General features: G+C 43.7%; 14 protein-coding genes and 1 tRNA gene. 8 read left to right on the top strand and 7 right to left on the bottom strand.

The genetic code is table 11. The features are described 5' to 3' along the window. Positions 1 to 267: 267 nt before the first annotated feature. Entirely contained in the window at positions 268 to 402 is a 135-nt protein-coding gene (locus B9G53_RS28750; RefSeq protein ID WP_254923772.1) for a hypothetical protein, read from the bottom strand. On the opposite strand from B9G53_RS28750, the gene B9G53_RS22475 reads away from it, so the two are divergent. Further along, positions 395 to 2,704 (top strand): ATP-dependent helicase, encoded by a 2,310-nt coding sequence (locus tag B9G53_RS22475; RefSeq protein ID WP_094535686.1) that lies wholly within the window; start codon positions 395 to 397, stop codon positions 2,702 to 2,704. The genes B9G53_RS28750 and B9G53_RS22475 overlap by 8 nt on opposite strands. Before the next feature lie 8 nt (positions 2,705 to 2,712). On the opposite strand, the gene B9G53_RS22470 is transcribed toward B9G53_RS22475, so the two are convergent. Together B9G53_RS22470 and B9G53_RS22465 are read right to left on the bottom strand one after the other, a co-directional pair. Continuing rightward, positions 2,713 to 3,420 carry a hypothetical protein gene (locus B9G53_RS22470; RefSeq protein WP_094535685.1) on the bottom strand — a complete coding sequence of 236 codons (708 nt, stop codon included), beginning with the start codon at positions 3,418 to 3,420 and terminating at the stop codon, positions 2,713 to 2,715. A 312-nt stretch (positions 3,421 to 3,732) separates the two neighbouring features. Beyond that, positions 3,733 to 5,478 (bottom strand): iron uptake porin, encoded by a 1,746-nt coding sequence (locus B9G53_RS22465; protein WP_141211856.1) that lies wholly within the window; start codon positions 5,476 to 5,478, stop codon positions 3,733 to 3,735. A 375-nt stretch (positions 5,479 to 5,853) separates the two neighbouring features. On the opposite strand from B9G53_RS22465, the gene B9G53_RS22460 reads away from it, so the two are divergent. The 3 genes from B9G53_RS22460 to B9G53_RS22450 all read left to right on the top strand — a co-directional run bounded on the left by B9G53_RS22460 (position 5,854) and on the right by B9G53_RS22450 (position 7,070). After that, positions 5,854 to 6,084, top strand: coding sequence for a hypothetical protein (locus B9G53_RS22460; protein ID WP_094535683.1), 231 nt, complete (start codon positions 5,854 to 5,856; stop codon positions 6,082 to 6,084). Between the two features lie 81 nt (positions 6,085 to 6,165). Further along, positions 6,166 to 6,717, top strand: a complete 552-nt coding sequence (gene def, locus B9G53_RS22455) for a peptide deformylase (RefSeq protein ID WP_094535682.1) — start codon at positions 6,166 to 6,168, stop codon at positions 6,715 to 6,717. Further along, positions 6,708 to 7,070 carry a DUF2237 family protein gene (locus B9G53_RS22450; protein WP_094535681.1) on the top strand — a complete coding sequence of 121 codons (363 nt, stop codon included), beginning with the start codon at positions 6,708 to 6,710 and terminating at the stop codon, positions 7,068 to 7,070. The genes def and B9G53_RS22450 overlap by 10 nt, the downstream gene beginning before the upstream one ends. A gap of 188 nt (positions 7,071 to 7,258) precedes the next feature. Here B9G53_RS22450 and pyrF read toward each other — a convergent pair whose 3' ends face one another. Beyond that, a complete protein-coding gene (gene pyrF / locus B9G53_RS22445; protein ID WP_094535680.1) occupies positions 7,259 to 7,969 on the bottom strand; it encodes an orotidine-5'-phosphate decarboxylase in 711 nt (236 codons plus the stop codon). Between the two features lie 66 nt (positions 7,970 to 8,035). On the opposite strand from pyrF, the gene B9G53_RS22440 reads away from it, so the two are divergent. Together B9G53_RS22440 and B9G53_RS22435 are read left to right on the top strand one after the other, a co-directional pair. Further along, complete coding sequence (locus tag B9G53_RS22440) at positions 8,036 to 10,594, top strand: mannose-1-phosphate guanyltransferase (RefSeq protein WP_094535679.1); 2,559 nt, start codon at positions 8,036 to 8,038, stop codon at positions 10,592 to 10,594. 164 nt (positions 10,595 to 10,758) lie between these two features. Further along, positions 10,759 to 10,830 (top strand) — tRNA-Gln (locus tag B9G53_RS22435). Between the two features lie 182 nt (positions 10,831 to 11,012). Here B9G53_RS22435 and gloB read toward each other — a convergent pair. The 3 genes from gloB to B9G53_RS22420 all read right to left on the bottom strand — a co-directional run bounded on the left by gloB (position 11,013) and on the right by B9G53_RS22420 (position 13,030). Continuing rightward, positions 11,013 to 11,789 (bottom strand): hydroxyacylglutathione hydrolase, encoded by a 777-nt coding sequence (gene gloB, locus B9G53_RS22430; RefSeq protein ID WP_094535678.1) that lies wholly within the window; start codon positions 11,787 to 11,789, stop codon positions 11,013 to 11,015. Positions 11,790 to 11,862: 73 nt separating this feature from the next. Continuing rightward, entirely contained in the window at positions 11,863 to 12,342 is a 480-nt protein-coding gene (locus B9G53_RS22425) for a salt stress protein, Slr1339 family (RefSeq protein WP_094535677.1), read from the bottom strand. Positions 12,343 to 12,427: 85 nt separating this feature from the next. Continuing rightward, complete coding sequence (locus B9G53_RS22420) at positions 12,428 to 13,030, bottom strand: VWA domain-containing protein (protein WP_094535676.1); 603 nt, start codon at positions 13,028 to 13,030, stop codon at positions 12,428 to 12,430. Positions 13,031 to 13,432: 402 nt separating this feature from the next. Here B9G53_RS22420 and uvrB point away from each other — a divergent pair, with 402 nt between their 5' ends. Together uvrB and B9G53_RS22410 are read left to right on the top strand one after the other, a co-directional pair. Beyond that, positions 13,433 to 15,436 (top strand): excinuclease ABC subunit UvrB, encoded by a 2,004-nt coding sequence (gene uvrB / locus B9G53_RS22415; protein WP_094535675.1) that lies wholly within the window; start codon positions 13,433 to 13,435, stop codon positions 15,434 to 15,436. A 233-nt stretch (positions 15,437 to 15,669) separates the two neighbouring features. Then, positions 15,670 to 15,891 (top strand): hypothetical protein, encoded by a 222-nt coding sequence (locus B9G53_RS22410; protein WP_094535674.1) that lies wholly within the window; start codon positions 15,670 to 15,672, stop codon positions 15,889 to 15,891. Positions 15,892 to 16,075: the final 184 nt, after the last annotated feature.

Raw genomic sequence — 16,075 nt, 5'->3', positions numbered from 1 at the left:
TTTTGTCCATGTTGGTGGTTTCGTCTTCTTTTTTTTAGGTAACAGAGGTTCTATAATCTCCCACTCTTGATCGCTTAGGCTGCTGCTATATCCCATGTTTGACTCCTTTTTCTACTCTTCCTAAGATACCAAATGGGTTCTATAAACTGATTTTACATGGAACTCAGATGATCAATCTCTTGCGGCTAGCGAAGCAGGGCAACCACGGGGGGATTGCCCCTACGTGTAAATTTTAGATCTTGTAGGGGCTGCGCCCCCGTGCCAGCCCTAGACCTCCGCCATCGCAGGATTCATGACATCTACAAGCCAAAGAAAAGGAGGGCGGCGCTTCGCACCACCCTCCTTTTCTTTGGCTTTGCGATAAAATGCGTGATGTACATCCGCCAAAGTTGTCATGGTCACGCCTGAAGCTCTCAATCAATTACGCACAACCCTCCGCAAAGGGCAACAAACAATGGCGGACTGGCAAGGGGGCGAGCTTGCCGTTTCCGCAGTCCCTGGGGCGGGGAAATCAACGGGTATGGCGGTAGCCGCCGCGATCGCGATCGCTAATTTCAATTTGCATCGCCAAAAGCAATTAGTAATCGTCACCTTTACGCGATCGGCGGTAAGCAACATTCGCAAAAAAGTCTCCGAGCATCTCAAAAATCTGCGCTTACCGCAAAGCTCTTTTACGGTTAGTACTTTGCATAGCTTGGCTTATAACATTGCCAGCACTCATCGAGAACTATCAGGATTTGGGGCAGGGGAAACAAAAATTATTTCGGAATCGCTCAAGCAGAAGTTAATTCGCAATGCCACAAATATCTGGGTAAAGGAGAATCCCAAATTGTATGACCTATTGCTAGAAGGGAAAAACTTTGACGGAGAAGATACGGAACGTTTGCGACGACAGACGGTATTACGCACCGATGTATTGCCCAGTTTAGCGAGAGAGGCGATCGCGACAGCCAAGAGTTCAGGCTTGAGCGCTACAGAATTGCGTGAAGCGGAAGCTCCTGATGGTGGCGATATCTTAGCGATCGCGGCGGGACTTTATGAAACCTATGAACGACTGTTGCGGCAAGAAGAGGCGATCGACTATGACGATATGATTTTGGGCGCGTTACGGGTCTTAAGAAATGAAGGTGTTCGCAAATATTGGCAAGAGCGAATTTTTGCTGTATTTGAAGATGAAGCACAGGATTCTTCACCGTTGCAAACGGAGTTATTAGAGATTCTCGCCCTCACCCCCCAGCTTCCTCTCCCTAGGGAGGGGGAATCAGAAATCTTGCTCCCCTCTCCTTCAGGGAGAGGGGCTGGGGGTAAGGGCAAAAACCTGATGCGGGTTGGTGATCCTAACCAAGCGATTAACTCCACTTTTACCCCTGCTGATCCGCGCTTTTTTAATGAATTTTGCGATCGCTGTAGTCTTAATTCGCAACTTTCAACCCTTGATCAAGCAGGACGCAGTACCAGAAATGTGATGCGAACCGCAAACTATATGCTGCATTGGGTCAATCATTCCGAATATGCCAAGATTGAGAAGCCTTTCCGTCAGCAGAGAATTCATCCAGTAGATGCAAACGATCCTCAAGCAAATGCTAATCCTGAACCCATTGGTAAAGGCGTAGAAATCTACTTGCCCAATACTGTCGATGATATCGAGCATGAGATGACGATGATCGGCGATCGCATTAAGCAATTACTTGCTCAAGATCCCAAACTGAGTATCGCGATTTTGGTGCGTCAGCACAATCAGGGGCGCTTTGTTGCCGAGTCTCTGGCGTGGCTAACCAAGGAACATGAGATTAAAATCTATGATGTCGAACAAAGCGATCGGCGATCGCGAGTGCCGATGGATATGCTGGCGATTTTGCAATTTATGGAACGTCCTCACTCCCCCGACAATCTCAAATTAGCGTTAGAAGTTCTCAAAGATCGCCAGAAAATCTCATCACAGCAAGATCTCAATGCTCTCGCCAGTAATCCCGAAAAGTTTCTCTATCCGACTTTGTTAGATCCAGCTTTATCACCACTTGCACAAGAAACCCAAGCTAAATGCATCGGGTTACTACGCGCTAAAATCGAACTTCCCTTATATAACCTAATTCCCTTTATCGCCTTTACTATCTATGACGAAGAAGCAGGGCTATTAGCAACTGCTGATAAATTAGGCGATCGCCTCAATCAGCAACTAGTGGGCAGCTATTCAATGCAAACTGTAATTGAATCACTACGAGAAATCGTCGAATCAGAAAACTTTGAAGCCGTCGAAGATGAAAATCTGGAAGGGCGCTATATGACAGGGGGACAGGTAACGCTAATCAGTCTACATAAAGCCAAAGGACTAGATTGGGATGTGGTCTTCATGCCATTTCTACATAAACGGATTTGTCCAGGGGAGGCTTATATTCCTGAATCGGTTAAGTTCTTAGGAGACTTTGGATTACCTGAAGTGACAAGGGCGCAAATTAGAGCGATCGTGCATGGCGATCGCCTTCCCAATGCCGAGGAAGCTTGGAGACAATGCAGTTACCTCAAGCAAGCCGAGGAGTTTCGGTTACTCTACGTTGGCATGACCCGTGCTAAGCGCTTATTATGGCTATCGGCTGCTCAATCCGCTCCCTTCAGTTGGAATACTTTAGAAAATCGCACCGAGAACGCAGCCATTTGCCCTGCAATTACAGAACTAGCCCGCAAATTCCCCGAACTAATTTCTTAAACACAGATTTATTTGTCTTCTAGATTAAGAATGCGACCACCTCTAAAGGAGGATACAGAAAAATCGTCCTTGTATTCCTGACGATACTCAGGCTCTTGTAAATCTGAATATACCAATGTTGAATAAGAAATCAGAAGATCAGGACGGACTATCAGACAGTCATTGCAAGTTACAGGAGTAGGAATTACAGGAACAGGAACAGGAACTATTGGAGCAGGAGGCGTAGGAATTGTAAGTGTAATCGAGCCACTGGAAATCGGAATATTAACAATACTGGTTCCTAATGGAACTAGCGCACTGTTAATAAAAGTAGCGTTGATTGTAGTTGGAGCATTGGTAAAGTTAAAGGATTGGCTGAAAGCGGCACTACCATTTGTTGTGCCAATGAAACGAAAATTCTCATTCTCATAGAAATCAAAGAATCCAGTTATTACATTGGCATTGACTGGCAAAACGCCATATGGGCCAGGAGGATCAACAAAGGTCGTGTTCTCGGCTGTCCCATTAAATTGATTAACACTCACAGTACCAAGAGTTGTAAGAAAAGTTGAAGCACTCATCTCTGTAGGCTGCGGAGAAGGAGCTTTTACAACCTTTAAGCCAAGTGTCCCGCCGATAACTGGGATAGTAACAACTTGTGCATAGGAAGGTGCCACCTCTAATCCAAATAAACAAGCAGTACCGATTAAGACAGATAATAAAGTTGATTTCTTCATTAGGAATTTCCTCCAGATAGTAAAAGAATAAGAATTAGCATAGAATGTCTTAGAAGGGGCTTGCTTATCTATAATCCGCTTATAGATTTAAGGATTACCTATTTAGATTGTAGACTACCCAGTTTTTTAAGTGTTAAGAACTACTGACAATCTAGAATTAGAAATATAGCAACACAAGAGATAGCTCAGACAAAAATCAAAACCCAAAAGATGAGTGGCGGCGCTTCGCGCTGCCACTCATCTTTTGGGTTTTATGTCCTAAGCAAAACTTACATCGCTATAAGTAACGCGAAGCACCAACTATTCCTAATTTTAAAATGTAAATGTAGTTCTCAAAGCCCCAATCGTAATCGTGTCACTACTTGCTGTATTACCAGGGCTAAACACAAACACCACCCCAGGGGTAATACTGATATTTTTGGAAATAGGATAGCGATAGAACAACTCAAGATGGGTGGTGGTGGCAGTTTGAGAGCCAGTAATGCCACCTGTGCCACTTAGCAAACTAGGAAAGTTGATATTTCCACTCAGATTGCTGCTAGTAATACTAGGAGGTTGTCCGACATAAAGACCAAAGAGATCGCCTTCTTTAAATAAATCGATCAAATTAGCATAGGTCATCCAATTAAAAGTATTTACATTGCCAGAGAACCCAGCATTCTGGATATTAGAATTGGTAAAACCAACCCAACCACCGATATTCAGTTGATTAGTTGCCCGCCAAGCCAAAGAGCCACCAAAAGCATTGGTATTAAACTTCGAGGCAACATTAGTGGGAAAAGTAATCCCTACAAAGTTATCACCGATCGCATTATTAAGCGTCCCATTATTGGTATAAGAATTGAGGTAGTAGAGCGCTGCATCAACTCGATCAAAGATGTTGGCGGCTAATTGCACACCCATCGAAGTCGATCCACCAAATAAACCACCATCTCCTGAAACACTTGCAGCATTACCCGCTGAGTAAACACCTTGTAAACTAAATCCTTTGGCAATCTGCCAGTCAAAACCTAAACCAGCTTGTCCAGCATTCAAGCTAATGATTGGGTTTCGCTGAGCAAATAGTGAGATGGAACCATTCCCTGCGCTTTCAATCCGATTTGCGCCACGAAATACGTTAACTGCATTTACCCCTCTAGGTCCGACAATAATCGCGAGGCGATCGCCTAAATAAAAGCGATAGTTGAGATCAGTTAGAGTCAATGTATTAGCGTTATTGCCTTCATAGGCAAGACGAGTAAAACCATTGTTGAGTGAATTAAAACTTGTAAATGGTACATCAGTGGAAATATTCCCCGCTTGCATACTGGTCAGCAACAAACTGCGATCGGGGAACTGCGTTAGTAAACTGAGTTGAACATTTGCGCCAAAATTGACATTTGTAGCAGGATCTGCTGAAACTGCACCAGCAATTCTAGGAATATTGGCGTTGTTATTGAGCCTGCCTTGCAAACCAAAGATTGCTTGCCCAAAAAGTTTAGTCGTAGTCGAGAACTGTTGTGCCTCAAGTTTTGCAGTTTTCGCATCAAGGGAATCGACACGACCGCGCAGGGTTGCAAGTTCTACCGCAAATTCTTCTTGCAGCTTTTGCAGGGTAGCGAGATCTTCTTTGCTGACTTTATCAGCTAGCCCTGCGGAAATAATTTCATTGATCTTGTCTAAACAGGCATTTAAGCCAGCCGCAAACTCATAGCGACTAGTTGCTTGGTTACCGCGAAAAGTACTGTCAGGATAACCTGCAATACAGCTATAGCGCTCAACTAGTGATTGCAATGCTGTAAAAGCCCAATCAGTGGGGCGCACATCACTCAACTGAGAAACCGATGAAACGTTTTGAGACGTTTTAGTTAATGGAGTCTCGATTTTATATTGGTTAATTTCTTGAATCAGCGACGATTCGCTAGATTTGTTGGTAACAGGATTAGTTTTATCTAGAGGAATTTTTACCATCGGATCATTACCGATCGCCTGAATCAAACTCGACTCACTTGGACTCGTTGTAACGTTTGAAATTTCGGCTTGAGCAATACCTCCCATGAGCGTGGAAGATGCAATCATTGCACTAAACAAGAACAAATTTGATTGCTTTTGGTAGTTATAAACTTTTAAAAACACTGAAACCTCCCAACACCCAGATAGTTAAATAAGTTACAGCAATTGCCGATCAAACGAACCACAAGAGGTTTTTAAAAGTGTTGCAAAGCAACATTTTTAAAAACCTCTTAGATTGGGTTTGAATGCAAAGCGCTATAAGATTGGTTAATTAATACAATACTGCACTGGTAATTTTGCATTAACTTTAGATGAATCTGTCGATAATTTCTTGCTTGAATTTAACCAGACTTTATGTATTTACCCTACAGGTAATAGATAGTTCATCGTGAGATTGTTGATGCTAAAATATGCCTTGATATTTTGTTAGGAAAACAATCTATGACGACTAGACGTACTGATAGCGCCTTTCCAGTAAGTTATAACCGCGATACTGATAGTTTGGTTGAAGGATTGACCAAGCGTGAATACTTCGCAATTTTGCTCATGCAAGCTTATACAACCGCCAATACAAAATTTGAAGATGATTACCAAAAGGCGCGTCTAGCCGTTGCGGAAGCTGATGCTTTGATCGATATTCTTGCCTATGAAGCTAATCCTAAAGCTTTGTAAAGCATTGCCTAGAGATTAAATCCTCCTGATTTTTGCCAATAAGTTCTGGTTGCCCCAAAATCTATTAATTAAGAAGTAGTCATGTTAATTCCAGCTATTGACAAAATATTTACCAAAAAGCTAACTATTCATCAGCTTGGCAATCCAGCTTTGAGAGAGATTGCCAAGCCGATCGCCAATGTACGCGATCGCCAAATTCAGAAGTTAATTGATGAAATGCTGGTTACGCTCAAAGAAAGTAAGGGCGTAGGCTTAGCGGCTCCTCAAGTAGGGCGATCGCTGCAATTAATCATCATTGCTTCTCATCCCAATGAGCGTTATCCCAACGCGCCCCAAATGGAACCAACAGCGATGATTAATCCTAAAATCATTTCCTCTTCAGGGGACACTGAAAAAGGCTGGGAAGGTTGCTTGTCAGTACCGATGATTCGGGGGCTAGTACCACGCGATCGCCAAATTGAAGTGGAATATCTAGACCGTCAAGGTGATCGGCAAGTCACAAAGCTAACTGATTTTGTGGCAAGAATCTTTCTACATGAATATGATCATCTCGAAGGGAAAGTGTTTCTAGATCGCGTGGAAACTAACTTGGATCTAGTTACGGAAGCTGAATATCAAAAATTATGGCAGTAATCAAAAATGTTTTGGGCGAAAATCTGGCGCTATGTTGTTCATCGCCAGTCACAGGATTTTATCGGGATGGATTTTGTCAGACTGGAGCGCAAGATTTGGGAGTTCATGTCATCTGCGCTCAAGTTACTGATGAATTTTTAGACTACACCAAAGCTCAAGGCAATGACTTACGAACACCCGCACCCATGTTTAATTTTGTGGGACTAAAGGCAGGCGATCGCTGGTGTTTATGTGCATCAAGATGGAAGGAAGCCCTAGACGCAGGCGTTGCACCACCCGTAGATCTCGCTGCTACCCATGAAGCGGCTTTAAAAATTGTGTCTCTCGATGAACTCAAAAAACACGCAATTTAAACCAAAAAGACTGGCTTAGCCAGTCTTTTTGGTTAACCGATTTCCAATGATGAATCTTTTGCTGCTAGCGTGGCAGGGCAACCACGGGGGGATTGCCCCTACCCAATTCGTGTTATGTAGGGGCTGCGCCCCCGTGCCAGCCCGAACCCCAGCTATCGTAGAAATTCTATTGGCGTAGGGTGTTGTTACTATAATTCTTGACAAATCTTTTCCCAAGCAGCAACAGGATCAGGTGCGGCAACAATCGGTCTACCAATTACTAAATAATTAGCACCTGCGGCGATCGCCTCTTTGGGAGTCATCACCCGACTTTGATCGCCAACTGCGGCTCCTGCGGGGCGTACCCCTGGGGTCACAAAGCAAAAATCATCACCAAGCAGCGATCGCAGATTTTTTACTTCATGTGGCGAACAAACAGCACCAGTTAGCCCACTTTCTTTTGCTAAAAGCACCAGTTTTGAAACATATTCAGAGACTTCAAGGGACACTTTCAGATCGGTTGCTAGTTCCGTAGCCGAAATACTGGTTAGTAGCGACACCGCCAAAAGTTGGGTTGACGAACCTTGGGCTTCAGTTTGGGCAGCTTGCATCATCGCCTTACCACCCGAAGCATGAATTGTTAGGAAATCCGCACCATATTTCGTGGCAACTCGACAAGCTGAAGCCACTGTATTAGGTATGTCATGCAACTTTAAATCTAAAAATATCTTTTTATCTCTTGCCTTCAGTTCGCGCAAAATCGTACTACCATCGGCGATAAATAGCTCTAGTCCCACTTTCCAGAAACCTACTTGAGGCAAGCGATCGCACAAATTTATAGCTTCGGCAGCAGATGGGACATCCATCGCCACAATAATTTTTGATTGGGGATCGGTTTCAGGATTAAGGTTTATTTTCATTGCTTTATCGCAAATTTGAACGATACTAGAGCCTAATCCTATTACGTATTGGCGTTCGGAGGATCTATGCGCGCGGTATTGATGGCAGGTGGTTCAGGAACAAGATTACGTCCACTCACTTGTGATATGCCTAAACCGATGGTATCGGTGCTAAATCGACCTATTACTGAGCATATTCTCAATTTGTTGAAGCGTCACGGCATCCGCGAAGTAATTGCCACCTTGCATTACTTACCCGATGTCATTCGCGAACATTTTGGCGACGGCTCAGACTTTGGCGTAAATATGATGTATGTGGTTGAGGAAGATCAACCACTGGGAACCGCAGGTTGCGTCAAAAATGTCGAAAGTCTTTTAGATAGTACTTTCATGGTCATTAGTGGCGATAGTATTACTGACTTTGATCTCACTGCCGCCCTCAAATTTCATCGCGCCAAAAAGTCCCAAGCAACTCTAATTTTGCGCCGAGTCAGCGATCCCATGGCTTTTGGGGTGGTGATTACCGATGAGGAGGATCGCATTCAAAGATTTTTGGAAAAACCATCAACGAGCGAAGTTTTTTCCGATACGGTGAATACAGGCATTTATATTCTTGAACCAGAAGTTTTAGATTTTTTACCAGCTAACGAGCCAAGTGACTTCTCTACAGATCTATTTCCACTGTTACTCGCCAAAAATGTACCGATGTATGGGTATATCGCCAGTGGTTATTGGTGTGATATTGGCTCTTTGGATGCGTATCGACAGGCGCAGTATGATGCCATTAGGGGGCGAGTTCACTTAGATCTAGACTATGTGCAGCTACGGACAGGCTTATGGATTGGCAAACATACAGTCATTTCACCCACCGTCCAAATTGAGCCGCCTGTGCTAATTGGAAGTAATTGCTCGATCGGCGATCGCACTAAGATTTCCGCAGGTACGATCATCGGCGATCGCGTCACCATTGGCTCCGACTGCGACCTACAACGACCGATCATTGGCAATAGTGCCATGATTAGCGAAGAGTGCCATCTTTGGGCATGTACGATTTCTCGCAATGTTCGCGTTAGTCGCCGCGCCCATGTGATGGAAGGAGCAGTAGTTGGCTCTAATTCTGTAATTGGTGAAGAGGCGAGAGTTTTCCCGAATGTGCGAATTTGGCCGAGCAAACATGTGGAAGCTGGCGCAACCCTAACCACCAATTTGATTTGGGGCGCGATGGCTTCACGGAATTTGTTTGGACAGCATAGTGTGTCTGGCTTAGCCAATGTGGATATTACGCCCGAATTTGCGGTAAAACTGGGGGCAGCCTATGGTGCAACGTTACGTCCTAATTCCCATGTGATGGTTTCACGGGATCAGCGCACGATTTGCCGAATGCTAACGCGATCGCTAATTTCGGGATTAATGTCTGTAGGCATTAATGTCGAAAACCTTGAAGCAACAGCGATCCCCATTTCGAGATTTATTGCCCCCAGTCTAAGCGTTGTCGGCGGTATTCATGTGCGCGTCCACCCCGATCGCAATGACTGCGTGATGATTGAGTTTCTGGATGCCAATGGGATTAACATCAACAAATCCGCAGAGAAAAAGATTGAAGGCACATTTTTTAAAGAAGACTTTCGCAGGGCAAGGATTGAAGAAATCGGCGAAATTAGTTACCCCACTCGCGTATTAGATTATTACAACAGCGGCTTTGCCAAAAATATTGACGTTGAGGCGATCAGATTTAGCGATTGTAAAAAAATTGTCATTGATTATGTTTACGCAGTATCAGGAGCAGTTTTGCCGCGTATTTTAGGCAAATTTAGCACCGATGTGGTGGTTCTCAATGCCAGTCTCAATGAAGTTGCTCCTGCTCCCGTTGATCGCGAAAAAATGTTAATTCAGTTAACCGATGTGGTTAAGGCGGTAAGAGGTAACTTTGGCGTACAGGTCTATGCTAATGGCGAAAAATTTATCTTGATCGATGAATTAGGAAAATCCATTCGCGATGAAACCTTAACGGGCTTAATGGTGGAAATGGTGCTGACATCACAGGTTGGCGGCACAGTAGTTGTTCCTGTTTCAGCTTCGGGTATGGTGGAACTGATTGCCGAAAAGCATGGTGGCAAAGTAATCCGCACCCGTGCTAATCCAACAGCTTTGATGGCGACTTGCCATAGTAATGAGGGCGTAGTCCTTGGTGGTTCTGCCGAAATGGGCTTTATTTTCCCGCAACTTCACCCCGGATTTGATGCGATGTTTAGCATTGCCAAGATCATGGAATGGATCACCCTACAAAAGCGATCGCTGTCGCAAGTGCGTTCACATTTGCCCCGTTGTCATTTTCGGAAACAGATGGTGCGCTGTCCTTGGAGTATTAAAGGAACACTCATGCGTCACCTAGTCGAATCTTACGGACGCGAAAAAATTGAGCTGATTGATGGCGTGAAGGTTTTTTATAGCGATCGCGATTGGGTTTTGGTGTTACCTGATGCAGGTGATCCGATTGTGCATGTTTTTGCTAATGGTTTTGATACACCCTTAAGTAATGGACAGGCTTGGTCTGAGCGTAATCTCCAAGATGTGTGCAGCCACATTGAGGGCTTTTGTAAGCTGCAAATTGCTCTGTCCAAAGATTCGGTACTTCTAGATAATTAGAAAAATTAAGAACTATTTTTGTAGCATGGCGAAGCCATACCACAAAAAAGCCCTTGAGTTTTTGGAAGATTTTTTTGCTGAATGGGTTGACAAAACCCCATCCCCCTTTGCTATAGTAAGTACCGCGCAATCAAAGAGATTTGTGAAACGCACCCAAATATTATTGGGGTGTCGCCAAGCGGTAAGGCATCTGGTTTTGGTCCAGACATTCCGAGGTTCGAATCCTTGCACCCCAGTTAACTTAAAAAAGCTCCTCAATGAGGAGCTTTTTTAGTTTTGCTATAAAACCCAAAATTGAGTTGCGACGCTTCGCGTCGCAACTCAATTTTGGGTTTTGGTTTGTACTTGCTAAATCTTTTTTGCAATAAATGAATGCGGTGCTTTGCACCGCATTCATTTATTGGGGTTTTGATTTGTCCTAGCCAGCGAAATTATCTTTTTGTCCGCGAATTCTGGCAAATACGCGATCGGGAATCTCAATACCCGCCGATCGCTGAAGAGCGGGAAAGTCCCAACGCATAAAAGGATTAGTCCGCTTTTCCAGACCAATCGTAGTTGGCACAGTTGCCTCACCTCTTTGACGCATCGCCGTGGCTGTTGTCATCCGTTCTTGTAAATCAGGATTATCCTGATCCACAGTCAGTGCAAACTTGAGATTGCCAAGGGTGTACTCATGGGCGCACCAAACACGAGTATCATCTGGCAGTTGACGCAATTGCGACAATGAAGCAAGCATTTCCGCAGGAGTACCTTCAAATAACCTGCCACAGCCGCCAGCAAACAAAGTATCGCCACAGAACAATTCACCGCCTTGATCGCCACTTGGCTCAAAGTAATAGGCTATGTGGGCATAGGTATGACCAGGCACAAAAAATACTTGCGCTTCCCGATCGCCAAAAGTCACGCGATCGCCGCCTTTTAAAAACACTTGCTGATGGGGAATGCGATCGCGATCTTTTTCACCGCCGTAAACAATGGCACTGGGAAACTTTTCAATTAACGCCTTATTACCACCTACATGATCGCCGTGGTGATGGGTATTAAAAATCGCTATCAAAGTTGCCCCTAACTCTTCTACTTTTGCGAGTACAGGTTCAGGGACAGCAGGATCAACCACTGCCGCAGTGTTGCTAGCAGGATCATGTAACACAAAAACGTAATTGTCACTTAAAACGGCTAGACGGTAAATATTCATAAATTATGTTCCTGCGATTTAGTTTTATGTGGCGTGGCTTTGCCGTGCCACATAAAACTGGTTCTCTTTATAATTATTTGGATTGTAGTAAGGCGATCGCGGCTTCTAAACGCGAAGGATAATTTTTAGCAAATTCCTCAAACCATAAGCCTTCACCACCAAGGGGATCAAGCTTTTTTAACCATTCAGTTGCAGTTTTAGCGATCGCCTCGTAATCCTTAGCTTTTTGGCGATCGGCAATCTGCTGTAAATCGCGATCAATCACTGGTGAAGGCTGGCTAGGTAAAGCTTCAGGCGTTACCTGTGGAGAAGTGTAATCAGGTGCATAGGTTTGCGAATTACTTTGCGAATGGCTTTGTGAATTATTACGCAAATCATTTAACAAACTATCCAACGAGTTAGGGGCTGGGGCGATCGGCGGGATAATCGTTTGACTGGGTAAAGGCGGAGTAGAGATCGGCTCATCCTGATGCTGTTTATTAGCATTCGTCTCTTTGTTTGGATCTTTATATTTACCCTGAAGATCGGAAAGAATGGATTCAAGAGATTCCATTTGATTTGTATTTATTTATAAAATTTGCTTGTACTTAATCCTGCTTTTCAGTGGCGAGGCAAAGCCTCGCCACTGAAAAAATTACCTAATCATTAATTGCGCTCAATAACACTTCCGCCAAAGTCATATCTTCCATATCACTAAGCGTAATCGTGTCTACAATGTCAAAATTTGCGCCAATACTCTGTAACTTGTCATCTAGAGCCTTCAGAAAATCAGTAGCACTAGGATCGGAACCAACTTGAATAAAAGAAATCCCAAGTTCTGCATCAGAATTCATCCGACGAGTTGCTTCGATGATTACTTCAAACACAGAACGGCGATCGTCTGGTTCTCCATCAGTAATTACTAAAATTGTTTCCCCACCTTTAGCTTGACCAGCCTTTTTGCGTTGAAAGAATTGATTAATTGCATCTTGAAGAACAGAGGTGAGATTAGTCCCACCCATCGGATCATTTTCTTGGAAAATTTGCTCAACCTTCACTGCCGAAACATTGTCATATCGCTTAAACTTTCCTGAAAATAAATATACCGTAATCCCATCTGGATCTAACTGATCGCATTTACGAGCAAGGGCAAGCGTCGATTCCTTGACAATTTCCCACCGACTTTTGTTAGTGCCTCTGTCAGTGTTTGACATGCTTCCACTTTTATCGATAATCAGCGTATAGTCACGTTTGTCTAGCATATACAACTCCTTAGCAAGAATGTGAACTAGCTTAAATTATATAGCTATAGCCACTCTTGTTAGGACACAAAACCCAAGAAGCGAGTGGCGGCGCGAAGCGCCGCCACTCGCTTCTTGGGTTTTGGCTTTTCCTAATGCAAGCGATCGCATTGCACCCAAGCCTTGCATTCAAGTACAGGCTAATAGCTCAAACCCTTTGAAATGGGTTGAATTTCTTCAGTCGGTTTCAACCGACTTTAGCTTTTAGCCAAGAACTTGAGTTCTTGGTAACTTGTATTTACACCGTAAAGGATTGAAGCCGCAGTTTCAATCCTTTACGACGAATCTCTAACCGTCCTGAATTTAGGTTTGATATGATAGAGATCGCTGATTTTGATCATTTTCTCAATACTTTCCAAGCTCATGGCTCTGTTTGATATTCGTACCCCTTGGCAGCCCACTGCCGACCAACCAAAAGCGATCGCCCAATTATTTGATGGATTACAAAAAGGACTACGTTATCAGACACTGCTGGGCGCTACAGGGACAGGCAAAACCATGACCGTAGCCAATGCGATCGCCAAATATCAAAAGCCCACTTTGGTACTTGCCCATAATAAGACCTTGGCAGCGCAGCTATGTAACGAATTGCGCGAATTCTTTCCCAATAATGCAGTCGAATACTTCATCAGTTATTACGATTACTACCAACCTGAGGCATATATTCCTGTTACCGATACTTATATCGAGAAGACCGCCTCAATTAATGATGAAATCGATATGTTGCGTCACTCCGCCACGCGATCGCTTTTCGAGCGTAAAGATGTGATTGTGGTCGCATCCGTAAGCTGTATCTATGGTTTGGGGATTCCCGAAGAATATCTTAAGGCTTCGATTCCCTTGGGAGTAGGTGTGGAATATGACCAGAGAGAACTGCTAAAAGCATTAACCAATGTACAGTATGAGCGCAATGATATCGAGCTAGGTCGTGGCAAATTTCGGGTAAAAGGAGACATCCTAGAAATTGGACCAGCCTACGAAGATCGCACCATTCGCGTAGAATTTTTTGGTGATGAAATTGAAGCGATTCGCTACGTTGATCCTGTGACGGGTGAGATTTTGCAAAGTTTGGAAGCACTGAATATCTATCCTGCTCGGCACTTTGTCACCCCTGCCGATCGCTTAGAAATTGCCTGTGCAGAGATCAAAGAAGAACTAGAAGCGCGACTTGAAGAGTTAACCAATGCAGGGAAATTACTTGAAGCACAACGTTTAGAGCAACGCACAAAATATGATTTGGAACTGTTGCAAGAAGTCGGCTTTTGTAATGGAGTTGAAAACTATTCGCGGCATTTAGCAGGTCGTCAAGCTGGTGAATCTCCTGCCTGTTTGGTGGATTATTTCCCCAAGGATGATTGGTTGCTAATTGTTGATGAGTCCCATGTTTCCATTCCGCAAATCAGGGGCATGTATAACGGCGATCGCGCAAGGAAGATGACGCTGATCGATCATGGTTTTCGCTTGCCGAGTGCGGCGGATAATCGTCCTCTTAAGGCTGATGAATTTTGGGGAATGGTTAAACAATGTATTTTTGTGTCAGCAACCCCTGGGGATTGGGAGATGGAAGTTTCTGAGCAAGTTGTCGAACAGATTATCAGACCGACTGGCGTTGTCGATCCTGAAATCTTCGTGCGTCCAACGGAAGGGCAAGTCGATGATCTCTACCACGAGATCCAAGAACGAGTTAAGCGGAAGGAGCGGGTGTTAATTACCACACTAACCAAGAAAATGGCTGAGGACTTAACCACATATTTCCAAGAGCGAAATCTTGCCGTGCGTTATCTCCATTCAGACATTAAATCAATTGAACGGATTGAAATTCTCCAAGATTTACGCAGAGGTACGTTTGATGTGTTGATTGGAGTCAACCTACTGCGTGAAGGTTTAGATTTGCCAGAAGTTTCACTAGTGGCGATTTTGGATGCAGATAAAGAAGGATTTTTAAGAGCCGAGCGATCGCTGATTCAGACGATTGGTCGGGCGGCGCGAAATATTGGCGGACAGGTGATTATGTATGCCGATCGCATGACTAACAGCATGGAAAAGGCAATTTCGGAAACGGAGCGTCGTCGTCGTATTCAGATTAAACATAATGAAGACAATCAGATTACACCGACATCGATTGTGAAATCCATTGAAGGTAATGCAATTCTTGACTTTCTATCTGTGTCGCGTCGTCTCAATGAGCGTCAGCTTGAATATGTGGTAAATAATGCGAAGGAAATTTCGCTAGATGACATTCCCACCGTAATCGAACAGTTAGAAGCACAGATGAAGGATGCGGCAAAGAAGCAGGAGTTTGAGCAAGCCGCAGCTTTTCGTGACAAGATTAAGTTACTGCGCGATCGCTTACTGGGTAAAGCATAAATCTAGAAAATCAAGATAATATTTTAGAGAAGATGCATATAAAATCGTAGATTTCAGAGAAATAAAACTATGCTATTGCGACAACCCCGATATAGTAAAGAAGAATTTGCTAGGGGAAATAACCATTACACTGGTTATTATCAACGGAATGCGTCAAACCAAATTCCTTGGTGCAGTCATTAGGTTACAGAAGGTTACTTAATATATCTTGCTATCTGTTTTAGAGGTGAATTATGGAAACCATTAGCATCGAAGTTAAACCCGAAATTGCAAGAGCTTATCAAGATGCAAACTTGATAGAACGTAAAAAAATGCAGATTATTCTGAATAGTTCGCTCAAACAATTTGTGAATAGGCGATCGCTAGAAAAAATTATTCAAGAAATGCAAGCACAAGCACAAGCACATGGCTTAACCCAAGAAATCCTAAACGAGATCTTGAGCGATGAAATCTAAGCTGTGATTTGCTCTAGAAAAGATGATAAATTTTTAGAATTAGTCGTAAATGGCAAAGTAAATTATTTGATCCCACATTCCGCTCGTAATGGAAGCCTAAAAATATTTACAACGAGACAATGAGGGTTTCAGCGATTTCCTGAGAAATTAATGATAGTAATTCCTATTAGTGAATCATTATTTA

The organism is Pseudanabaena sp. SR411, assembly GCF_002251945.1.
Lineage (GTDB): Bacteria > Cyanobacteriota > Cyanobacteriia > Pseudanabaenales > Pseudanabaenaceae > Pseudanabaena.
Note: the sequence above shows the minus strand (reverse complement) of the source record. Positions and strands in the feature narration are given on the sequence as shown.